We start from the raw sequence: 21565 nt of genomic DNA, 5'->3' as shown, positions 1-21565 counted from the left end.
TCTTTGATTGTGAATGTTGTCATTTTGAAGTTCATGCTGATTTGATAGGTGCTAGAAACATAACATTAAGAACGATTCTTTCTCGGCAAGACTGGGAAAGAACGGGTGCTTTGTCAGTGCGCCCTGATGTGTCGAGCGTTGCAGCTCTCATCGGAACGCCTTTCTAGGTTTTCCGAGTTGAGGTGGAGCTTAGATACAATCCCACGCTTTACCGTTGGTTAGCGCTGGGTTATTGACGAGTAAGGCAAATATGGCAAAATAAACTCTGTTTCGCTGCCAAAACCTAAATAAGTATTTTTGCAAGTATCGGCGAATCAGACTGATAGGATTAAAAAATTAACGGAGTCTTTCCAATGGGCAATCAACTCAGCCAAAACCGGCCTTTCTCAGACTTGCCCCCACAAATGCAGCCTGCTGTTTGCCGCATTTTGGATGCTAACCTAGACCGTGCTCGCGAAGGTTTGCGAATTGTAGAGGAATGGTGTCGTTTTGGCCTCAATAGTTCGCACCTGAGCGAGGCGTGCAAGCAAATGCGCCAAGAGTTGGCTAGATGGCATACCCCGGAATTGCGCGCCGCCAGAGATACCTTGGGCGATGTGGGAACCGAACTCACCCATCCCCAAGAAGAACAACGCAGCAGCATTGGGCATCTGTTGCAAGCGAATTTGTGCCGGGTAGAAGAAGCGCTGCGGGTATTAGAAGAATACGGCAAGCTTTATCACCCGGATATGGGCGCCGCGTTTAAGCGGATGCGCTACGAGGTTTATACCCTAGAAAGCAATTTACTCGGTTACGAACGTCACCAAAAACTGCTCAAATCTCACCTGTATCTCGTCACATCTCCCTCAGAAGATCTGTTTGAGGTGGTAGAAGCAGCTTTACAAGGGGGACTGACTCTCTTACAGTACCGGGATAAAACCGCAAACGATAGCGATCAAATCGAGCTGGCGCGCCAACTGTGCCAGCTTTGCCACCGCTACGAAGCTTTGTTTATTATGAACGATCGCGTCGATTTAGCTATAGCAGCCGATGCCGATGGCGTCCATCTCGGACAGCAAGATATTCCCATCGCCTTCGCCCGACAGATGCTCGGTCCCCATCGCTTGATCGGTCTCTCTACCACAAATATGAATGAAATGCAACGAGCGCTCGCAGAAGGTGCAGACTATATCGGCGTTGGTCCAGTTTACGAAACCCCTACCAAACAAGGTAAAACTGCGGCAGGACTAGAATACGTCCGCTATGCCGCCCAGCACGCCTCGATTCCCTGGTTTGCCATTGGCGGCATCGAGCCGACTAACTTAAACGATGTCCTGATGGCGGGTGCAGAGCGCATCGCCGTCGTCAGAGCTATTATGCAGGCAGAGCAGCCAACTTTAGTCACCCAGTACATGCTCTCCCAACTCAGCAGGATGAAAACCATGCGAGCTTATCAAGCACACCTTCCCCAGTCCAATGTCTAGTCAAATTACGCTTTGGGTGAATGGGGAACCCCGTACCTGTTCGCCCCCAATTTCCTTGCCCGAATTGTTAGAACAATTCGGGTTTAATCCCCGCCTAGTAGCAGTAGAATACAACGGCGAAATCCTCCACCGCCAATTTTGGTCCCAAACCCAAGTACAGGAAGGCGACAAGCTTGAAGTTGTCACTATTGTTGGCGGCGGCTAGCATCAGTTCGTAGTAAGCGCTTAAGCGCTTAATACAAGCTTTCAAGGTCTAGATCCGCTACTACTGCTAATACAGCAGATTGCCAGCGAGTCAGGGAAAGCGTTATCGCTTCGTTTCTATAGCGGCAGCATTAATGCTGCCGCTATTGCATTCGAACCTGTACCTCATACGGCTGCAATCCGCTATAAATGTTTTCGGTACGGTTATCTACCCAGCTATCCACCCCAAACCGACTATCCTGCCCACACAGGAATCCTTATATTAGAAATATATGAAGAAGCGTTAACAAAAAATGGCGTAAACCAGAGATGTTGCGCTATCAGTTTCAAATAGTCTAAATGAGCATAGTTTTATGTACAAGAAACTGCTTTCAACGATTAAACCGCTTTTTAAACCGCTATTCGTCGCTGGACTCGTGCTAACCTTGGCACTGGGTCACGCTGATGGAGCATTAGCTGCTCGCACTGGTGGTCGAATTGGAGGCGGTTCTTTTAGGGCACCTTCGCGCACCTATGCACCTCCCAGCCGTACCTATGCACCTCCTGGTGGCGGATATTATCCTTACGGTGGTGGAATTGGATTTCCGTTCTTGATTCCATTTTTTGGCATTGGTGGCGGGTTTGGCGGGTTATTTACCCTGCTGATTTTTATTGCGATCGCTAACTTCCTCTTCCAAAGTTTCCGTCGCATCGGTGGGGCAGAAACCGATGAGCAAATTTATACCAGCAATCCCACCGTTTCTGTCGCTAAACTGCAAGTCGGTTTGTTAGCAAATGCCCGCAGTTTACAAGCAGAACTGAATAAAATAGCCGAAACTGCTGATACCAATTCTCCCCAAGGACGCGCCGAAGTATTGCAAGAAACCACCCTCGCATTATTGCGCCACCCCGAATATTGGTTTTATGCCGGTGCTGATACCCAGCAAGCGCGTTTAGAAGCAGCAGAAGCTGCATTTAACCGCTACTCCCTCGCAGAACGGAGTAAATTTACAGCAGAAACCCTGTCAAATGTCAATAACCTGCTCAGACAAGCCGACGCTAAAGCCGCTTTACCCGCAGGCGAAACATCTGGCGAACTGGCACAATTAAACGCAGAAACAGGTGAATATATCGTCGTTACCTTGCTAGCTGCAACTCTGAGTAAGCTGCAACTGCCAAAAATCAATAGTTCCGACGACTTGCGTCAAGCATTGCGTCAGTTTGGTGCAATTCCTAGCGACCAACTTTTGGCAATTGAAGTCCTCTGGACACCGCAAGCCGAAGGCGATACCCTCAGTTCCGATGACATGATTGCCGAATATGCAGATTTAAAACTGATCTAGCGACAATCAAACTGTAAAGATTGAGACAGGGGTTGGGTTTCCACCCCTGTTTTGTTTTGGGTATAATATCATGTCCGCGAGAGATCGGTAGTCTATGGATGGCTAATTGCTAATTGCTAATTGCTAATATAGTATTTTTCCTGATTGAGCCATTAGCGATTAGCTATTATCAGTTACACAACCGTTGCTCAGGGATATGATATAATAGCGCATTCAAATTAAATCCAAAATCTAAAATCTAAAATTCTACCTCTCGCCCCAAACTTTGATGCAGTTACTACTGCGAGTCACAATTTTTTTTCCATCCGGACTAAAGGCTACAAAATCAACCCATCCCGAATCTTCCTCCAGAGTGTGTAACTGTTTCCCGGTATGCAGATTCCAGAGTTTGATCGTCCTCCAATTGCCACTAGCAAGCGTGTTTCCATCCGGACTAATGGCGACAGCAGTTACCCTGTATGCATGTCCTGTAATAGTACGCAGCAGTCGTCCCGTATGCAGATTCCAGAGTTTGATTGTGCGGTCATCGCTGCCACTTGCTAAAATCTTTCGATCTAAACTAATGGCGATCGCATTAACTGGCTTTGAATGTGCGCTAAGGGTGCGTAGCAGTTCCCCCGTATCCGAATTCCAGAGTTTGATCTTGCAGCCGCTGCCACTGGCTATAATCTTTCCATTGAGGCTGATAGCGGTGGGATTAATGGTGTTTAAACGCACCTCGATTTCGTACAGGCACTCAAAAAATGCATAGGGGTTATATTCCAGTAACGCTGTTTTGACTGATTCGCTGCTGCTGTTTGAACGCAGCAATTCATACGCTGCTTGCTGTACCTGTAATGAAGCATCTTTTAACCCAGCGATTGCCAAGTCCAAGCCTTCTTGACCCCCGTTTACAGCTTCTTTCATGGCAGCGATTTTTTGTTGGACAGTTGCACCCTTCAACTGTCTATCACATCCTGGCGACGCACCCCGAAATAGCAACATGCACAGAATTTAGGTTTCGACCGCAGTATAACATCGCGGACTTGGGGTTGACTGTAAAGTTTCTGCGAAGATATCGCCACCTTCCCCAGGTTATATCATGTCCGCTCGGCTAAGGTAGCGTTAGGCTTAGGGTGAGCAGGTGGGCAGGTGGGTTCAAAGGGCAGGTGGGAGGGAAAAAAACAGCTTTTCGCACAATCGACTATATACAACCGATACAACCGGACATGATATTAACTCAAGTTGCTAGTTATCTCTCGAAGAGCGGCTAATGGCGTTCCCTGGCGACCGCCTGGGTCACGAGGCTAATGGCGAGATTGGTAAAAATCCTAGGCTTTGCAAGCTTGCAATTAGCAAGCTGGCAACGCCAAAGTTTATAACTAGCAACTTGCGTTATTAGATCTCCCCAAACCTGGTTTTACGACTTCCCGCCAGAAATAAAACATAAGTGTCAATAAATGGTCGCTATTCTTCCCCACCCTTTAAGCGGGTGGGGACTGACGCAAATCGTTCAACTAATCTTCTCAAAAACAAACAGGTTAGTGACTGCGAGCGCCGGGGGAATTTTCAGACTATAACAGAGGTTGTTCAAGTGCAGCAGTAATTCCCTCGGTTTCCCGCTGACCAGGCGCTGGATCTCAGTGAATTCCCCGATGAGGCGGTGCTTTAGTCGAAAGCCGCGTGCTTCGAGATACTTTGTCAGCGCCTCACTGTCGATTTGCCACACCCAAAGCTTTTCGCCATGCATGTCGTACCAGATGCCATTCCCCATTGACAAGCTTTCCCGTCCAGATAGTGGTTTGCCAAGCAGGAAGCGAGCAACAGACTCCATCTTGTGATCCAAAGCTGTCTTATTTGTTACGTACAGCGCCAGCTTACCGCCTGGTGCCACAATGCGTGCTAGGTTATCCAGCGCCTTTTCTATTTCCCGGATATGAATAATTACCCCCCAGGAAAATACGTATTGGAATGAACCATCTGCAAAGCTTAGATTGGTCAGGTCTTCTTGTTTAAACTCAACTGCGTGGCTCATGCCAGCACGTTCTACACGTGCTTTTGCCTCTTCAAGCATTGCCTGTGAAAAGTCAATCGCACGGACTCGGTAGCCTTCTTTAGCCACTCGAATGCTGTGTACTCCCGGACCGCACCCCCCGTCTAGTACAGTTGCCCCTGGTTGTACCTCCATCAGCCGCAGCATTGTGGCAATGGCTCGATCGTAATAACCCTGAGCAATGGGATGGTAATAGTGACAATCCCAAGACTCGATCGTCTGTTTAAGTTCAAAAACGTTTTCTGTCATATGGCATTTTTCTCTATACGCTGTATATTTTTACTCATCAATTTCAGTATACTCAATCAGGTTACACACAGCCTAATCTATGTGGTGGTAACTTGCTACAAAATTCTGTTGGAATAATTTTATTTTTTGTAATTATTCCGGAACTCTATTTAAATTAGTTAAAAAATAAAGCTCGATCGTGGGTTTGGCCTGGGCCCCGTTCTTGCTGGTGAAAAATCCCATGCCCCATACCCTGTTTTTACGTATCATTTTCTACTTCCCCCTTCACTGCGATAGCGGATAAATTCTGCTATAAATGCTACTGCACCTGACACTATAATCAAAAATACGCTGAGGGCATTTATGTCAGGTTTTACACCAGTACGTATGCGACTGAAGATTTCCATCGGTAGGGTAGTGGCGCCGCTACCGGCGGTGAAGGTGGCGATCAGAAAGTCATCCAAGCTGAGGACAAAGGCGATCAGACAGCCGGAAACAATACCGGGCATCAGTTGGGGTAGCAGGACTTTGATAAAGGCTTGAGTTGGCGTTGCGCCTAAGTCTAGGGCGGCTTCTTCTAAGTGGGGGTTTAAATCTGCCAAGCGGGTGGAAACGCCTAGTCCGACGTAGGCAAGGCAAAAGACGATATGAGCTGCGACAATAGTCCAGAGGCTCAGCTGGACTTGCACCACTGCCAAAAACACAAGCGTAGCGACTGCGATCGCAATGTCTGGAATAATAATCGGCAGGTAAGAAACCCCCTGGTATAATCCTTTACCGGGAAACCGATACCGGGCTAATCCCACCGCCATCAAGGTGCCGAACACGGCGGAGATGCCCACGGCACCAAAAGCAACGATTAAACTATTTTGCAGCGCCGCCAGAATTCGACCATCGTTGAATAGCCTTTGATACCATTCGAGGGTAAATCCCTCCCAACTGGCACTAAAGCGCGATTTATTAAAGCTGTAAACTGCCAGAACTAGGATCGGCAAGTACATGTAAAAAAACATCAGCAGGGAGAAAATCGCCTGCCAACCAGGACGACGTTTGGCCTGGAACTTGGGTTTTTTCACGGTATTGTCTTTTTGGTTTGTTATATCCACATTCGGTTTATTGATTTTGTATGGGGCTAGAGAATAGCAGATTTAAGTTAAATCTAAAATCTAAAATCCCAAATCTAAAATTCCCTAGCGTTGGGGTTTGGCATCGCCGAATTTAATTAACAGCGCAATCGCCAGGCTAACTGCCAAAATAAATATCATACTCAACGCCGATCCAAACCCCCAGTTCTGAGTTGCGCCCAAAAACTGGTTATAAATTAACCGGGATACGGTCATGCTGGATGCGCCTCCCAGCAATTCCGGATCGACGAAATCTCCCAATCCTGAAATTAACACTAGCAAAGATCCGGCGGCAATTCCCTGTCTAGTTTGAGGTACAGTTACTTTCCAAAACGTTTGTACTGGATTTGCCCCCAAGTCTGCCGATGCTTCCAGCAGTCGTTTATCCAGTTTTTCCAACGAGGCGTATAATATCAACACCATGTAGGGTAGATAGCTGTAACTCATGCCAATTAATACGGCAGGCCAATCGTTGAGCAATTCAAGGCGCGGGATTTCTGGTAGTCTCAGAGCAGCCAGCAGGGGATTGAAGCTGGTAAGGATCGAATTCATCACGCCGCTAGACCGCAGAATCGTAATCCAAGCGTAGCTTCGCAGCAGCGACGAAGTCCACAACGGCAAAACAAAACCCAACAGCAGCAAATTCCGCCATTTGGGGGGACCGATCACCGCTATCCAGTACGCGACTGGAAATCCCAGCAGCAGACAGATTATTGTAGTCCCGAAGGCGAAAAAGAGCGATCGCCCGATCACGGTTAAGTACAGCGGTTCAAACGCCTGGGCGTAATTGAACAGTGACGAAGGATTTAACAGTTCCCACACCGGCAAAACGTAACCCCCTGGTCGAATTTTTGGCACTAAACTCAACCAAAAAATTACCAGCGCGGGTACTACCAGCAACAGCAACCACCAAATTCCTGCCGGACCAAGTAATATTAAAGGTTCTAACCACGGTTGCTGTTGGCGTTTCATTCCAGCATCTGGTGGTTCTGCGGGCATAGAATTGGGCGTGGGAGAGGAAGCGTTTGTAGACACAGTTGGGATTGCAGATTTTAGATTTTAGATTTCACATTTATCCTATCCGCTGGTTAGCTGAGTCCAGTAGCGGTCATAATCTTCGCTAATTTTTTTATTCAAAGGAGAAATTCTTTCGCACTTTGCCAAAGTGGCTTCAGGGGCGAAGATGCTGGGATTGTTGATAATTTTAGTTGGCAACTGTTTAATCGCCGTTTTATTGGGAGTGGCAAAGTTGAGGCGTTCGGTAACCGAAGCTGCGACGGCGGGTTGTAACATAAAGTTGATCCAAGCATAGGCCGCATCGACGTTGGGCGCGAATTTGGGTATCACCATCGTATCGGTCCACAGGGAGGTGCCGCTTTTGGGAATGACGTAGCGCAAGTCTTCGTTTTCTGAGATGGCGTCGGCGGCGTCTGCGGAGTAACACATTGCTATGAGCAAGTCGCCTGCTAAAATTTGTTCTTTCCAGGCGTCGGTGGTGAAGGAAGCGATCGCGGGTTTGAGTGCCTTTAATTTCTCATAAGCTTGTTTCAATTCCTGCGGGTTGGTCGAGTTATAAGAATAACCCAGCATCCGCAACGTTGCCCCCATCACTTCCCGCACATCGTTGATCAGAGTTATCCGCCGGTAAAGTTGCTGTTGATTTTTCCACAGATAATCCCAATCTTCGGGAGGCTGTTGCAGTTTTTTGCTATTGTAAATCAGCCCAGTTGTTCCCCAAGCCACTGGTACGCTGTGGCGATTGTCGCGGTCGTAGGCGGAATTTCGGAACTGGGGGAGGAGATTTTCCAATCCGTTGAGGCGATCTCGTTCTAGTTCGATTAGCACGCCTAACTCTTGCATTTTCTCAACCGCGTAGTCCGAGGGGTAGATAATGCTGTAGACATTACCGCCTCCTGCCTGGACTTTGTTGAGCATCGTCTCGTTGGAATCGAACACATCGGCGATAACTTTTACACCTGTGGCGGCGGTAAAGCTAGAGAGCAAATTTTCATCGGTATAACCTGCCCAGGTATAGATAAACAGCCGATTAGATTTATCTTGGACGGAGGTTTCGGCTCTTACTTGGGCTAGCGTCCATCCGCACCCGGAAAGTCCCAGTCCAGAAAGCGCCGCTGCCGACGTTTGTAAGAACCGACGCCGCGAAAGGTTTGACTTGAATAGATGCGAGTTAGTCATAGTTTTCAAGTCAATAGTAAAAATTCCAGCATTTGCTTTTAATTTTTACCTTGAACTTTATTTTCCCGATTTATTCTTGAACTAAAGCCAGACAATCTTTGGGTCGCCAGTAAACGTAGACTGGCGTATGGGGTTCGCCAAAGCTGGCTGCGGTGTTGGGTTGCATAACGATAATGCGATCGCCCGATTTTAATTCCACCACGCAGTGAACGTGGGTTCCCATATACATCACGTGCTTCAGGTTGCCTTCAAAATAGTTCGCTGGCACGTTGGGCGGTTCGAGGCTCAGTTTAATTTTCTCCGGTCGCACGCTGACTATCACCTGTTGTTGCTCACGAACTCCCGCCATGCCCTCTGATTTTTGCACGATGATTTTCAGTTTATTTTCCGTCACCACTTGAATCGTCGAGCCATCCCCCTCATCTACTCGTCCGGGAAATAAATTCGTATCGCCGATAAAATCAGCTACAAACGCCGTCCGGGGACGTTCGTAAATTTCGCTGGGGGTGCCAATTTGTTCGACTCTACCTTCATACATCACCGCAATTCGATCTGACAGGGACAGCGCTTCTTCCTGATCGTGGGTCACCATGACAAAAGTCAAGCCCAAGTCTTGGTGTAAATTGGATAATTCCACCTGCATTTCTTTCCGCAGCTTTAAATCCAACGCTCCCAAGGGTTCGTCGAGCAACAAAACTGCGGGACGGTTCACCAATGCCCTTGCTAGGGCTACCCGCTGCTGCTGTCCGCCGGAAAGTTGATTCGGCAAGCGGTTGGCAAAAGCTTCCATTTTGACTAACTTCAGCGCTTCTTTCACCCGGTCGGCGATCGTGGCTTTCGGCAGCCCTTTAATCCGCAATCCAAAGGCAATATTATCCCAAACGCTGAGGTGGTTGAACAGGGCATAACTTTGAAACACCGTATTCACCGGACGGCGATAGGGCGGCACAGAAGTCATCGACTGACCTTGGATCAGCACTTCCCCGGCGCTAGGCATTTCAAACCCGGCAATTAAGCGCAGCGTGGTTGTTTTACCGCACCCAGAAGGTCCTAGAATGCTAAAGAATTCACCTTGGTGGATATCCAGGTCAACCCCGCGTACAGCAGTTTCTCCATTAAAAACTTTGAAAACTTTACGAAGTTCCACATCCATTGCATTATGGATGCCCCTGGTGTCAGGATTGTGAACGGCAGTCTGAGACATAGTGGCGATATTTACCCTTGGCAGGAGTCCCGATTGCCAGCGGCATCAAGGTTGTTTTTGATTGCGCCGCATAGCAAGCCTTTGGCTTATTTTAGCCAGTCAATGTCAATCCGGCGAGCGTATCTTCTGCTCCACATTATCCTGTGTTTTAGGACAATGGAGAGGCGTGCTGGTGGGTCGGTGGGCAGGTGGGCCGGTGGGCCGGTGGGCCGGTGGGAATTTGAATCAATAATTCTCCCCATCTCCCCATCTCCCCATCTCCCCATCTCCCCTGCTCACCCGCTCACTTGCTCAACTGCCTAGCCTGATAAAAAGTTTCTAAGCTGTGGCGATCGCCGACAAAGCGCCAGTGCCAAGGTTCGTAACTGACGCCTTGGGGATTGTTTTTGGGAAAGGACATTTCAAAACTATAGCGGGCGGCATTAGCAGCTAGCCAATTGTAGGCGGCGGTTTTCTCAAAAGTCTGACTCAGGTTGGTGGCGGGAGTCCTGCCATCGCCAATATCGACGGCGTAACCTGTATGGTGTTCGCTGTATCCTGGAGGGGCGCTGACGGCAGCGCGTTCGGTGGCAACTTGATTGCGCTGCGCTTTCACGTCGAAAAATAAATGCTGCTGTTCGGATACGGAACGAAATCCGGAAATCGGAACCAGAATCACTCCTTGCGATCGCGCCGCAGCTGTCATTGCCATAAATTTTTGGGCGGCGGTTTTGCGGAGTTTAATCTGCCCATTTGCTGTGATGGCTTGCAAATCTTTGGCGGGTGCTTCAGGATAAGCTAAGTGTCCCAATAAACTATTGGGTGGAGTGGTTGGGGTACTCTTCGGGGAAGAGGACGCGGGCGACGAAGCGATGGGGCTTGTAGTTTGGGTTTCCCGATTCGGGGCGGTGGCTATACTGGGAAACAGCTGCTCCCCAACCGTCAGCCATGTCCCCACGGTAAGCGCGATCGCTCCCAATCCTACGAATGTTCCCACCAGCCACCCCCCCTGGTTCAGGTGCGACACGCTGGCTGATTCGGATGCGTCTCGCAAGGCTTCGGGAATATCTTCCATCGATTCAGCCGCAGCTTTTGACGGCTTTTCAGAAAATCCGGCGTTATCCAACACTCCACTCCTGCTCTTGACGCTCGACACCAGACACTAAACAAATTTTAAACAATGACAGATCGCTTCCCAATTGACAATCTTGAATTTGCAAGTCATGGCCCGAGCGGGACTTACCCACGACGAGACCAGAAACCGGGTTTCGACCTGGATCTCTAGTTTCCTTGCTCAACGATTTTTCACAGAAACCCGGTTTCTTTGCCTAAGTCCTGCTAATTCAACCATGTCCAATTTGGCGATTAAACTTTTACAACTTTATCTACCCCTAGTAGGCGGAGTTGTCCTGGGATGGTTAATAGGCGGCGTTCTCCCCAAAAATGTTCCTGCTGCTTTGGGCAAGTTTCTGTTTTGGGTGGGAGTCCCGATTAGCATTGTGGCATTTGTGCGCCATGCGGATTTATCCGGGCCAATTTGGATTGCGCCTTTAGTCGCTTGGGCGGCTATTTTATTGGGGACGGCGATCGCTCACGCCTTCATCGCCTTGGAAGTCCATCGGGTGCGTCTTACCTCGCCTACCGCCGTTCCCCCCCTCGCCCGCAAACCAACTCAGGGCAGTTTCCTGTTAGCTTCCATGGTGGGCAATACTGGCTATCTCGGCTATCCGGTGATCCTGGCGCTCCTCGGTCAGCAATACTTCGCCTGGGCGCTGTTCTACGACTTGTTGGGGACGATGTTCGGCGCTTATGGATTAGGCGTGGTAATGGCGGCGCGTTTTGGCAAAAATGAGCGCAATTGCGCTCATTTGACTCGAACCATGCTTACCAATCCGGCGCTGTGGAGTTTTGGCCTAGCTTTGGCTAGCAGAGATATCCCCCTCCCAGCACCCATTGAATTTAGTTTGCAAAAGGCTGCTTGGATGGCGATCGCTCTGTCTTTAGTCTTAATCGGAATGCGGCTAAGTCAGCTATCTTCCTGGCGCGGTTTACCCCACGTTTGGATTAGCTTGGCGATTAAAATGCTCCTGGTTCCCCTAATTTTGGGATACGGGCTGCAATTTCTCGGTTTGAGCGGCGCGCCCAGGTTAGTCATTGTCTTGCAAATGGCAATGCCTCCCGCCTTTGCCACCCTCATCCTGGGAGAAACTTTCCATCTCGACCGCGATTTAACCGTCGCCGCCCTGGCTATTGGGTCGATTGGCTTTCTGTTTATGCTACCCCTTTGGTTGTGGCTATTCGGTACGGCTAATGGCTAATGTTAGCTAGTGAAGTACCCCATCTTGCCTTTGGCTGAAGATGGGGCTTCCCTATCATCAGCCAGCACAAGGACGGTCTTATTCGTCTTCGAGGTTTCCCGCTTCAAGAGTCGTCGCCACGTTAGGCACTCCTATTTCTAGAAGTTCGGGACACGTACCCGATGATGGTCTTACACAACCTCCACAGGCTGACCCCCTGCTTCCCAAGGGGTATAATTACTTCGCGTCCTACTAGCCATATCTTCACCAGTGCGAGATAGAGGGCTTTAGGCTTCCCTGATCTCTGCCGAGTACATACTTTATACGCAATGCGTGGCCTCTTAGTCAGTCAGGTGGGTCATCGACCAAATCGATTATATCGTGCTTCGCGGTTTGGAAAGCTGGTCGGGCATTCATCCCCACCTTGTAGAAGAATGGGGAATTCTGCTCGACATTTTGGTGAACTATTAGCCATTAACTTATTGTTTCTTGGCGTGAGAAACGAGTAATTCCTCGTGGTTCTTGGCTAGTTGAGCGGGGGTCAAAAGTTCGTAGGGTTCAAAAGGTTGATGAATCCAGGGGTTATCTGGTAAGTAGTCGGCGTAATAATCGGGTTTGACGATCGAGCAACCTTTGTACCAGATGACGGCGGTTTTTACCTCTTTGACGTCAGCACCGTAGTGCTTCTTGAGCCAGATAACCGTTTGCTGGAGGGTGTTACCAGAATCGACTAAATCGTCAACCAGGAGAACGCGACTACCCAGATGGGGGGTAGTCATGGTGAGGGTGTGGGAAAAGGTGAGGTTCCCTCGGACGCGATCGCCCTTTCCTTCATAAGAGGAAGCTGCGAGGATAGCCAACGGCTGTTTGTAAAGTCGGGAGAAGATATCCCCAACCCGCAGTCCTCCCCTAGCAAGGCAGACGATTTGATTAAACTCCCAGCGGGACTGATAAATTTGCACCGCTAACCGTTCGATCAAAGCGTGGTAATCTGACCAGGAAACGTAAAGGTCGTGCATAAGCAGCGCGATCGCTCCTGCGCGAAAAAGACGACAGAAAAACTATTGTGACTTAAATTCCACGCGTAAGTTGTCCGGAGAGAACATCGCAATTGCCGTAATCGGTTATGGGTGATGGGTGATGGGATTTTTTCATCCCCTCCCGTAACATTTGCGCCTAAAATGGCCTCAGTACAAACCCTAAAAGCGCCATGAGCCATTCATCTCCGTCTGACGAAACCATCCGCGAAAAGCTTTCTTTTGCTACCAAACTCGCTTACGGTGCTGGCGATCTCGGCCCTGCGATTACGGCTAATATTGGGGTATTTTTCGCCTTGTTTTTCTTCACCAACGTGGCGGGTTTGAGTGCTGGCTTGGCTGGCAGCATTCTGATGATTGGTAAAATTTGGGACGCGGTCAACGATCCGATGGTGGGGGTGTTGAGCGATCGCACAAGTTCCCCCTGGGGTCGCCGGTTACCCTGGATGCTCTACGGTGCGGTTCCCTTTGGCATTTTCTTCTTTTTGCAGTGGGTTGTCCCGCCTTTGACCCCGTGGGGTTTATTCTGGTATTACGTAATTATTGCGATATTATTCAATAGTTTTTATACAGCGGTTAACCTACCTTACACGGCGCTGACGCCAGAACTTACCCAAGACTACGACGAACGCACCAGCTTAAATAGCTTTCGCTTTACCTTCTCCATCGGTGGCAGCATTTTATCGTTATTTTTGGCGTTGGGGGTGTTCTCGCTGTTAAAAATCGAACAAGAGCAACAGTATCTCGTTTTAGCAGGGATTTGTACGGTGGCGTCAGTTTTACCGTTATTTTGGTGCGTTTGGGGCGTGCGCGATCGCGTTTTAGCAACGGAGGCGCGGCGGATGGAAACGGAAACAGAGGAACAAATCCCCGTTTTACAACAGTTGCGAATAGCCTTTAGCAACCGTCCGTTTCTGTTTGTAGCAGGAATTTATCTTTTCTCTTGGCTGGGAGTACAAGTGACAGCCTCGATTTTGCCATACTTTGTGGTTAACTGGATGGGGTTATCCGAGGCTCAGTTTAACTTAGTTGCGATCGCGGTGCAAGGAACTGCTCTATTAATGCTATATGTCTGGAGTGCAGTCAGCGAACGAGTGGGAAAAAAAGCCGTTTATTACATGGGTATGATTCTCTGGATTATCGCCCAAGGCGGTTTATTTTTCCTACAAAAAGGTCAAGTTGGCTGGATGTACTTTTTGGCAGTTTTAGCCGGATTCGGCGTTTCTGTTGCTTACTTGATTCCTTGGTCGATGATGCCAGACGTAATTGAACTCGACGAGTTGCAAACTGGGAAGCGCCGGGAAGGGATATTTTATGCCTTTATGGTATTCCTGCAAAAAATGGGACTGGCGTTGGGGTTATTTTTAGTCGGTGTCGCTTTACAATCAGCCGGGTTTAAAGAGAGAATCGCGGGACAACCCATACCCGTCCAACCTGATTCTGCCTTATTGGCGATTCGGATTGCTATCGGCCCCCTGCCGATGGTGGGTTTAATTTTGGGTTTAATCTTGGCTTATTTTTATCCCATTACTAGAGAAGTTCATGCAGAGATTTTGTTGAAATTGAGCGAGAGGAAAAGAGGTAATGGGTAATTGGTGCATTTCAGGTTTGCTGCACCATCCAGACTAAAAATCCTAAAATTTGCTCGACTGGAGGTAGCGGGTAATCCGTAAGGTCAATAGTTACCGTTTGTCCCTCCAGCTTGAGAAATCGCCACTGAGTACCACTCGTGACGCAGCCGTATAAAGTTGGAATTGAATTTTGTGCCGCTTGATTAAATATTTGCGCTGCTACCATTTCTGCCAAACATTGACCCAATCCCTCATTAATATCTGCCTTTTTTGCTTCGGTTATCACAACAAAGGGTGCTTCAATAATCAATTGTTCCGGCGAACGATCGATTAAAAAATCCACATAACCAGCTAGATCCCGATCTGGATCGACATTGAATTCTCGTCCAGAAAATAAGCTGATTTGACGATTGAGGATGCGTCGAACTTCTTGCAGAACTGGATAAATGATTGATTCAGAGCGAGCTTTTTCCGATCCTACAGCAATTGTCCAGGGTAAATCCTCTAACTCGCTAGCCAATCTTTGACTGGGAATGATGGGTTCAATCGCCGGAAAGAATCGACTTCCTTCCACCAGAGTCAGTTGAAAATCGTTCTTGGCTTTCTCGATTGTGAATTTGCTGTATGGCATGGCTGTAACCGTAGCGATGCTTTTTACAATTCTAGAACCGGAAAAAATTACTAATTACCCATTACCAATTACCCATTACCAATTATTCAGGCAAAAAAGTATCATCCAAAACTTGCTCTACCAGCAAGTAAGGACACTCTATAGGGAAGGCGTCGTAGGCAATTCCGGTTTCGCGGACTGCCAAGTCTAAACCAGATTGATAAGCGATTGGCAAAGCTTCCGGCAGATATGACTTAAGACTAGGGTTGTCTTTTAACAACAAATTGACCTCGCGCCGTTGTTCTCGAATTGTAGCCAACCAGCTATTGCTACGGTTCGAGGGTTGGTATTGCCATTTGAGCAAATGTCCCAGCAACAACCCCAAACGGTTTCTAAGTTCTTGCCGTTCTCGTCTACCTAAATCTTCTAACTCCTCAATCAAATTTAGAACATCCAGATGATGCCATGCTTGCTCTTTTAGCAGTTTGACTTGCTCTTGTGTCCAGGCGTAAAAGTCGGTTTCGTAAAGAGACTTCATAGGCAATACTCAGCTTGCGAGACGGAGAAGGAGAAGATTACCCGCTTCCCATAACAATAATCTTACCTGACTAATTCCCCATTACCAATTAGCCATTAGCCATTAGCCACTATGGATTTGTCGGCAATTCAATGCGGAATTTAGTCCAGCCATTGCTGCTAGAAACTTGAATCTTTCCTTTCATTTGTTCGACCAATTTTTGCACCAAAGCCAAACCCAAACCAGTCCCGCCTTGTTGCCACAAATCTGCTTTGGGTACGCGATAAAACTTTTCAAACAGGTGGGGTAATTCTTCAGCGGGAATTTCCGCCTGGTTGCTGATGGTAAATACCGTGATTGGCACTTGAGCAGAATTAGGTTTGACGTCGGGGGAATAAATGTTTCCGCTTTCATCCTTGCCTTGGTGCTGACTGACGCGCAGCACAATTGCGCCGCCACTGGGGGTATATTTGCAGGCATTGTTCAGCAGTTCGGCGATGATGCGTCCGAGTCCAGCATAGTCTGATATTAGAGTAGTTAAGTCCGGAGCTAGTTCGACTTGCAAAATTTGCTGGTGGTCTTGAGCGCGGGAGTAAAATGGTTCGACAATGTTGGGTATCCACTCTGGTAAGTCCACCACTTCGGTTAGTACCAAAGGATAAGATTCGGCTTCGAGTCGCTGTAAGTCTAGCAAGTCGTTGATTAATTCGGTTTCCCGGTTGCATTCGGCTTGTAAAATTTCCAGATAGCGCTGACTTCGTTCGGGGGTGGGTGAAAGTTTGAGCATCTGAATTGCCATTTTGATATTGGACATGGGTGTCCGCAATTCGTGGGAAACCGTACTCAAAAAGTCGTCTTTGAGTTGGTTGAGTTTAGCCAGATCCTCGACTTTTGCTTGTGCGGCTTGGTAAAGTCTAGCTTGGCGAATTGCGATCGCGCATTGAGTCGCCACTTGCTGCACTAATCTCACTTCCAGCTCACTATAGCCGTAATCGGGACGATGAATTAACCACAAGTCTCCCAATACGCCTTTATCGTCAAAGATGGGAGAGGCTAACATTGCGACTCGTCCACGCTTGGGATGGGGTTTAATCGAACAAAATTGAAAGTGCTGTCCTTGTAGCAGTTCGTTGTATATTTCTGGATAATTTGTCATGATTGCTACGCGACCTTGTTCGGCGGGGATGGAAATCGCTTCTTCGTAGCACATCGTGGAAGTTCCCGCTTCTAAGTCGTAGATCGAGGCGTTACACCCACTCACTCCCAGTCCAATTGCTAATTCCTGGACTGCTTTTTGCAAGATGCGGTTTTCGTCTAAACTGTCGCGTACTTCTTCAGTGATTCTTCGGAGAGTTTCTTCAAATTCAAGTGCTTTTTGTAACTCTCGTGTGCGTTCTTGGACTTGCCGTTCTAGGTCGGCGTTGAGTTTTTGGATTTGCTGGTAAAGTTGGGATTGTTGGATGGCGATCGCTACCTGAGTTGCCAGTTGCTGAATCGAGTCGATTTCAAAGGGTTCCCAGTGACGGGGTGCGGAACACTGATGAACGCACAACAATCCCCACAATTGATTGTTGAATACAATCGGCACCAGCAACAGCGCCCGAACTTGGATGGTAGCCAGCAGTTCTACGTAACAAGGAATCAGAGAAGCTTGGTAAATATCATCAATTGCAGAAATCCGCCCCTGCTGGTATTTTTGAGCATAGTCTGCCTCAAAATAAGGATCGTTTAGCGAAAGGTTTAGAACTGAAGAACAACCGGGTGTCACCGATTCGACGACAAACTTCCCTTCTACTTCCGGTTCAATTTGATAAATTGCCACCCGTTCTACTTGCAGGAAAGCGCGGACTTCTTCTACAACTTTCTTGAGGATTTCTTCTGGGTCCAACGACTGACGAATGCGCTCTTGCATTCCCCTGATCAACCTTTCCCGTTCGGTTTGCTGTCGCAGTGCTTCTTCTGCTAATTTTCGCTCGGTAATATCTTGCGCCGCACCGTAAATTAACAGGACGCGCTCTTCATCTTCGCATTGTACGGGTTGGCTGTAATCCCGCAGCCAGCGAATTTCCCCTTGTTTGTTAAAGATGCGGTATTCGCTGATATCCGAATGCCAATATAGCAGGGTTTGTATGCGATCGCTAAATATTGGCATGTCCTCGGGATGAATTAAAGATTCCCACCCGCCTCGCGCTTGTATTTCTTCCCAAGAATAGCCGGAAATGCGACTATACGCACCCGTCATCCAATCCGTTAACCATTGTCCGTTGATATCGATTCTCGCAGCATAGGCGAAATCCGATGTTAGTTCGGAAACGACTCGATAGCGTTCTTCGCTTTTTGCCAGTTGATTTTCCGCGCGCTTGCGTTCGGTTACGTCCCGCACGATTGCCAGTACTTCTTGCGTATCCTTGGGGACAATTCTGGCTTCAAAATTCCGCAATTCGCCGGTTTTTTCTTCAGAGCAAAGTTGAGTATGGGGAGTAATTAGCTGATATTCAAAAATTCGCATTTTTCCGGTTTCGAGAGAGCTCTCAATATTTTGCATGGCTTGACTGGCTAATTCCTTGGGTAATATTTCATTGAGGTTTTTTCCTAATATTTTCCGCTTTGGCAACTGTTCGCTGAATTCTTTTGCCGCTTTTACGTCTAAAAATTTGCCATCAACCCGGATGCAAAACATTGCATCTGGCAGGGCTTCAAACAAAATTTGAGTTTTTTCGCTCTGGCGTAGCGCTTCTGTTACCTGCTTTCCTTGATATGTTTCCAACGCAATTCCCACCCACCCTGTTATTTTTCCATTTTGATTTCTTAAGGCTGAATAATTCCCCTCAACCCAACAATAACTCCCATCTTTACGTTTGACTTGTAATTCGCCTTGCCAAACACCTTCTTGAGTTACACACTCAATAATTTCTTGCAGCGTTTTCCGGCTATTTTCTAGCACTATAACTTCAAAAATATTCTGACCTAAAACTTCTGCTGCTTGCCACTGATAGAGAGTTGTGGCATAGCTGTTCCAATAAATAATTTTTCCTTCTATATCCGTAACAACGACTGCATTGGTAATCTGTTCTAAAATTGATTCTTCAAAAAGCATTCGCTTTAACCCCTGCGGCTCTTCGAGTTCATCCAACTTTCTTAGCGGTATCCTTTCACCCGCTAAGTCACCCCGGCTATGTTGAAGTAGGCTGTTGAGCCGTTCTAGTTCCATCGCTTTCTAGGAAGATTTTAGGTTATTTTAACCTTTTGGCTTGGCAACGCCAGTGACCGAGCCGACTTTTAGCAATTGTCACGCCCTGGTGGTGACAATGGGCAAAGGACTCCGACCAACCTCTATGTTTAGCAGATCCAGCCCGTGCAGGGTAAGCTGACCCCGACGCCCAACACCCCATTCCTACTGAAAAATATATTAAAATTTGTAAAGGAAGAGCAATAGAAGCGAATGGATGATCCGAGTTTAGAAAAAATATCGGCGCAGTTAGACAGCGACTCATCGCGGGATCGCATGTTGGCGCTGGCGATGTTGCGGAATGTGCCAGCGGATAGCGCCGTCCCTTTAATCAAAAAAGTCCTAAACGACTCTAGCCTGCAAGTGCGCTCGATGGCAGTATTTGCCCTGGGGATAAAACCCACACCAGAATGCTATCCGATTTTAATCGAATTGCTGGAGCGCGACCCGGATTACGGAATTCGCGCCGATGCTGCGGGTGCGTTGGGATACTTAGAAGACATCCGTGCGTTTGAGCCGCTGGTGCGGGCTTTTTACGAAGATACCGATTGGCTGGTGCGCTTCAGCGCGGCGGTGTCCCTAGGAAATCTCAAAGATCCCCGCGCCAAAGAAGTGCTGGTGCGAGCATTAGACAGTTCTGAAGTAGTATTGCAACAGGCAGCGATCGCCGCTTTGGGTGAAATCAAAGCCGTAGACGCCGTTGATGCTATCCTGCGCTTTGCGGAGTCGGAAGATTGGTTGATTCGACAGCGCCTAGCCGAAGCCCTGGGACATCTCAACAGCCCCAAGAGCATCTCCGCCTTAAAATATATGGTCAAAGACAGCTATCCCACAGTTGCCGAAGCAGCCAAAATTTCGCTCCAGCGTCTGGGAGCATAATAGGGCAGGTGAGCAGGTAGGCAAAAGGGGCAGGTGAAGCTGCTAAAAGCATTTTTATCCACTCACCCGCACACCCGCACACCCGCTCACCCGCTCCCCTACTCCCTTAATATGGGGATGGCAAGCAAAACTATTGGCGCGAGAAAGTTTGATTCATGGATATTAAAGAGTTTTTCCAGCTCAGTGCTGGTAAATGGTTTTCCCAACGCACCAGTCACCATCTCTCCTTTAAGCAAGCTGAAAGCGGCAAATCGGAAATCAGAATAGAAATTCTATCAGCAGACGATCCAGCAGCGATCAAGCTGTGCCAGCAATACGAGATCGATACAGCTTTAGCTTGGGGCGGGGCTCGCGTCACTTGGGATGGCACGATGGAATGGGATAAAGTCAAAAAAGCCGGTTCCTCGGTTTTAGTACCCATTGCCGATCCAGATCAACCCAATCAAGGTAAGTTGCTGCGCGATGTCGGCTATGCTGGGAAACCAGGAATTGCCGGTCGCTACATTCTCGGCAGCGATGATGCGTTGACGCTGATTAGCTCTGACGAAACCATGTATTCCGAAGAGCGCGTGTGGTTCGCCAGTCCTAATTTACGCCTGCGGACGAGCATCCTCAAGCGAGCCGATGGCACGAGCAACGCTTCTTTCTGTTCCGAGATTCGCATGGGAATCGCTCAGCCGCAAGCACAAGCAGCAGATGCAGCCAAGGCTTAATTGGGCAGATGTGCCAGTGGGCTGTTTGTTGGGATCGCGATCAATTTGACGAGCAACACAACATGGTAGGGGCACGGCATCAGAAAGTTTTGTCCCTAAGGGCAAAGTTTTTCCCATGCCGTGCCCCTACCCTCGATTGATTCGGCTGAAAATGACTATATTTTACCCGCTTACCCGCTCCTCAACAGAGTCTGCTAATGTTTTCAGCTTGGTATACAAGTGAGAGTCAACCTCTGCTGGCTCAAATTGGTCTATTGGGCCAATTTTAGTTGCCCAGCTACGTGCGACAATCAGCTTTCCATACTCCGATGGCAAGCTGGGTGCATTACCCGCTGCGGGGGGACTTTTGGTCAAATTTGGTTTGGTGGGCTGGGGTGGTATTGTTTCAGCAGGCTCAACATTGCTTGGTGCGATGGCAAAACTCGCTCCAGACATGGCATCAAATGGACTAACATACTGGATTGCTTCTTTATTACCAATGTCGGTTTTGCCAGTAGCAATTTCTGCTGGAAAGCTGCTTTTGTTACTTGCCTCCTGTCTGTACGTTCCTAGCGTTCCTTGAAAATTCAAATGAGCGGGTAATTTCCGGCAAATCAGGCGTTCAAATTCTTGGTTGAAATGATACAGCGGTTGCTGGCGGCGGGTCCAAATCGTTAAAATCTGCTCAACCGATTTGGCTTTGTACCGTCCTTGATACAATGCCTCGATCGTCGCCAGCAGCACCCACTCAGCCGGGTAGTTGCTTAACCACTGCTCAACTAATTCTGCTGCTTTGTAACGTCCAAGGTCAAAACTATAGTTAGCCAGCAGCAATGCAGCTGCATCCGCCGCCACATCAAGCGCTAATTTTGAGCCTCTAGCCTGTTTGCTCATCTATACAATGCACTGTTTGCCGTGTTTCCGGCATTTGTAGTGTAGCTCTTAATTGCAACTCCCGATGTTTGCCATACCAAATACACA

Annotated in this window: 19 protein-coding genes; 7 read left to right on the top strand and 12 right to left on the bottom strand. The window is 48.2% G+C overall.

The genetic code is table 11. The annotated features are described in order from the left end of the window. Positions 1-353 precede the first annotated feature (353 nt). From ACE1CM_RS03975 to ACE1CM_RS03965, 3 genes are all read left to right on the top strand, one after another. Positions 354-1463, top strand: coding sequence for a thiamine phosphate synthase (locus ACE1CM_RS03975; protein ID WP_374876114.1), 1110 nt, complete (start codon positions 354-356; stop codon positions 1461-1463). Beyond that, positions 1456-1668: a sulfur carrier protein ThiS gene (gene thiS, locus ACE1CM_RS03970; protein ID WP_226588613.1), complete on the top strand. Its 213-nt coding sequence runs from the start codon at positions 1456-1458 to the stop codon at positions 1666-1668. The genes ACE1CM_RS03975 and thiS overlap by 8 nt, the downstream gene beginning before the upstream one ends. A gap of 352 nt (positions 1669-2020) precedes the next feature. Further along, entirely contained in the window at positions 2021-2989 is a 969-nt protein-coding gene (locus ACE1CM_RS03965; RefSeq protein WP_374876113.1) for a DUF1517 domain-containing protein, read from the top strand. Positions 2990-3235: 246 nt separating this feature from the next. On the opposite strand, the gene ACE1CM_RS03960 is transcribed toward ACE1CM_RS03965, so the two are convergent. The 7 genes from ACE1CM_RS03960 to ACE1CM_RS03930 form a co-directional block, all read right to left on the bottom strand. Further along, the gene (locus ACE1CM_RS03960; RefSeq protein WP_374876112.1) at positions 3236-3895 is read right to left on the bottom strand and encodes a WD40 repeat domain-containing protein; all 660 of its coding nucleotides are present in this window, start codon (positions 3893-3895) and stop codon (positions 3236-3238) included. Between the two features lie 586 nt (positions 3896-4481). Beyond that, complete coding sequence (locus ACE1CM_RS03955) at positions 4482-5270, bottom strand: class I SAM-dependent methyltransferase (protein ID WP_374876111.1); 789 nt, start codon at positions 5268-5270, stop codon at positions 4482-4484. Positions 5271-5515: 245 nt separating this feature from the next. Beyond that, positions 5516-6355: an ABC transporter permease gene (locus ACE1CM_RS03950; RefSeq protein ID WP_374876110.1), complete on the bottom strand. Its 840-nt coding sequence runs from the start codon at positions 6353-6355 to the stop codon at positions 5516-5518. An 84-nt stretch (positions 6356-6439) separates the two neighbouring features. After that, positions 6440-7408 carry an ABC transporter permease gene (locus ACE1CM_RS03945; protein WP_374876109.1) on the bottom strand — a complete coding sequence of 323 codons (969 nt, stop codon included), beginning with the start codon at positions 7406-7408 and terminating at the stop codon, positions 6440-6442. Positions 7409-7450: 42 nt separating this feature from the next. Then, the gene (locus ACE1CM_RS03940; protein ID WP_374876108.1) at positions 7451-8569 is read right to left on the bottom strand and encodes a PotD/PotF family extracellular solute-binding protein; all 1119 of its coding nucleotides are present in this window, start codon (positions 8567-8569) and stop codon (positions 7451-7453) included. A gap of 70 nt (positions 8570-8639) precedes the next feature. Further along, positions 8640-9773 (bottom strand): ABC transporter ATP-binding protein, encoded by a 1134-nt coding sequence (locus ACE1CM_RS03935; protein WP_374876107.1) that lies wholly within the window; start codon positions 9771-9773, stop codon positions 8640-8642. 283 nt (positions 9774-10056) lie between these two features. Continuing rightward, positions 10057-10878, bottom strand: a complete 822-nt coding sequence (locus tag ACE1CM_RS03930) for a D-alanyl-D-alanine carboxypeptidase family protein (protein ID WP_374876106.1) — start codon at positions 10876-10878, stop codon at positions 10057-10059. A gap of 223 nt (positions 10879-11101) precedes the next feature. On the opposite strand from ACE1CM_RS03930, the gene ACE1CM_RS03925 reads away from it, so the two are divergent. Next, positions 11102-12070: an AEC family transporter gene (locus ACE1CM_RS03925; RefSeq protein ID WP_374876105.1), complete on the top strand. Its 969-nt coding sequence runs from the start codon at positions 11102-11104 to the stop codon at positions 12068-12070. Between the two features lie 458 nt (positions 12071-12528). Here the strand turns inward: ACE1CM_RS03925 and ACE1CM_RS03920 are convergent, their stop codons facing one another. Continuing rightward, positions 12529-13068, bottom strand: a complete 540-nt coding sequence (locus ACE1CM_RS03920; RefSeq protein WP_374876104.1) for a phosphoribosyltransferase — start codon at positions 13066-13068, stop codon at positions 12529-12531. A gap of 191 nt (positions 13069-13259) precedes the next feature. Between ACE1CM_RS03920 and ACE1CM_RS03915 the strand changes: the two genes are divergently transcribed. Next, positions 13260-14678, top strand: a complete 1419-nt coding sequence (locus ACE1CM_RS03915; RefSeq protein ID WP_374876103.1) for an MFS transporter — start codon at positions 13260-13262, stop codon at positions 14676-14678. Positions 14679-14688: 10 nt separating this feature from the next. Here the strand turns inward: ACE1CM_RS03915 and ACE1CM_RS03910 are convergent, their stop codons facing one another. The 3 genes from ACE1CM_RS03910 to ACE1CM_RS03900 all read right to left on the bottom strand — a co-directional run bounded on the left by ACE1CM_RS03910 (position 14689) and on the right by ACE1CM_RS03900 (position 18995). Next, the gene (locus ACE1CM_RS03910) at positions 14689-15288 is read right to left on the bottom strand and encodes a hypothetical protein (protein WP_374876102.1); all 600 of its coding nucleotides are present in this window, start codon (positions 15286-15288) and stop codon (positions 14689-14691) included. 82 nt (positions 15289-15370) lie between these two features. Beyond that, positions 15371-15805, bottom strand: a complete 435-nt coding sequence (locus ACE1CM_RS03905) for a DUF29 domain-containing protein (RefSeq protein ID WP_374876101.1) — start codon at positions 15803-15805, stop codon at positions 15371-15373. 109 nt (positions 15806-15914) lie between these two features. Then, the gene (locus ACE1CM_RS03900) at positions 15915-18995 is read right to left on the bottom strand and encodes a PAS domain S-box protein (RefSeq protein ID WP_374876099.1); all 3081 of its coding nucleotides are present in this window, start codon (positions 18993-18995) and stop codon (positions 15915-15917) included. A gap of 231 nt (positions 18996-19226) precedes the next feature. Between ACE1CM_RS03900 and ACE1CM_RS03895 the strand changes: the two genes are divergently transcribed. Together ACE1CM_RS03895 and ACE1CM_RS03890 are read left to right on the top strand one after the other, a co-directional pair. Further along, the gene (locus ACE1CM_RS03895) at positions 19227-19892 is read left to right on the top strand and encodes a HEAT repeat domain-containing protein (protein WP_374876098.1); all 666 of its coding nucleotides are present in this window, start codon (positions 19227-19229) and stop codon (positions 19890-19892) included. 155 nt (positions 19893-20047) lie between these two features. After that, entirely contained in the window at positions 20048-20605 is a 558-nt protein-coding gene (locus ACE1CM_RS03890; protein ID WP_374876097.1) for a phycobiliprotein lyase, read from the top strand. Positions 20606-20767: 162 nt separating this feature from the next. On the opposite strand, the gene ACE1CM_RS03885 is transcribed toward ACE1CM_RS03890, so the two are convergent. Further along, the gene (locus ACE1CM_RS03885; protein WP_374876096.1) at positions 20768-21478 is read right to left on the bottom strand and encodes a hypothetical protein; all 711 of its coding nucleotides are present in this window, start codon (positions 21476-21478) and stop codon (positions 20768-20770) included. Positions 21479-21565 lie beyond the last annotated feature (87 nt).

Source organism: Microseira sp. BLCC-F43, assembly GCF_041929235.1.
Classification (GTDB): domain Bacteria; phylum Cyanobacteriota; class Cyanobacteriia; order Cyanobacteriales; family Aerosakkonemataceae; genus Microseira.
The sequence above is the reverse complement of the archived record's forward strand: the minus strand, read 5'-3'. Positions and strand labels throughout refer to the sequence as shown.

Coding starts and splice junctions, on each gene's coding strand:
- ACE1CM_RS03975 (WP_374876114.1), top strand. CDS start 354: ATGGGCAATCAACTCAGCCAAAACCGGCCTTTCTCAGACTTGCCCCCA.
- thiS (WP_226588613.1), top strand. CDS start 1,456: ATGTCTAGTCAAATTACGCTTTGGGTGAATGGGGAACCCCGTACCTGT.
- ACE1CM_RS03965 (WP_374876113.1), top strand. CDS start 2,021: ATGTACAAGAAACTGCTTTCAACGATTAAACCGCTTTTTAAACCGCTA.
- ACE1CM_RS03960 (WP_374876112.1), bottom strand. CDS start 3,895: ATGAAAGAAGCTGTAAACGGGGGTCAAGAAGGCTTGGACTTGGCAATC.
- ACE1CM_RS03955 (WP_374876111.1), bottom strand. CDS start 5,270: ATGACAGAAAACGTTTTTGAACTTAAACAGACGATCGAGTCTTGGGAT.
- ACE1CM_RS03940 (WP_374876108.1), bottom strand. CDS start 8,569: ATGACTAACTCGCATCTATTCAAGTCAAACCTTTCGCGGCGTCGGTTC.
- ACE1CM_RS03935 (WP_374876107.1), bottom strand. CDS start 9,773: ATGTCTCAGACTGCCGTTCACAATCCTGACACCAGGGGCATCCATAAT.
- ACE1CM_RS03925 (WP_374876105.1), top strand. CDS start 11,102: ATGTCCAATTTGGCGATTAAACTTTTACAACTTTATCTACCCCTAGTA.
- ACE1CM_RS03920 (WP_374876104.1), bottom strand. CDS start 13,068: ATGCACGACCTTTACGTTTCCTGGTCAGATTACCACGCTTTGATCGAA.
- ACE1CM_RS03915 (WP_374876103.1), top strand. CDS start 13,260: ATGAGCCATTCATCTCCGTCTGACGAAACCATCCGCGAAAAGCTTTCT.
- ACE1CM_RS03910 (WP_374876102.1), bottom strand. CDS start 15,288: ATGCCATACAGCAAATTCACAATCGAGAAAGCCAAGAACGATTTTCAA.
- ACE1CM_RS03905 (WP_374876101.1), bottom strand. CDS start 15,805: ATGAAGTCTCTTTACGAAACCGACTTTTACGCCTGGACACAAGAGCAA.
- ACE1CM_RS03900 (WP_374876099.1), bottom strand. CDS start 18,995: ATGGAACTAGAACGGCTCAACAGCCTACTTCAACATAGCCGGGGTGAC.
- ACE1CM_RS03895 (WP_374876098.1), top strand. CDS start 19,227: ATGGATGATCCGAGTTTAGAAAAAATATCGGCGCAGTTAGACAGCGAC.
- ACE1CM_RS03890 (WP_374876097.1), top strand. CDS start 20,048: ATGGATATTAAAGAGTTTTTCCAGCTCAGTGCTGGTAAATGGTTTTCC.
- ACE1CM_RS03885 (WP_374876096.1), bottom strand. CDS start 21,478: ATGAGCAAACAGGCTAGAGGCTCAAAATTAGCGCTTGATGTGGCGGCG.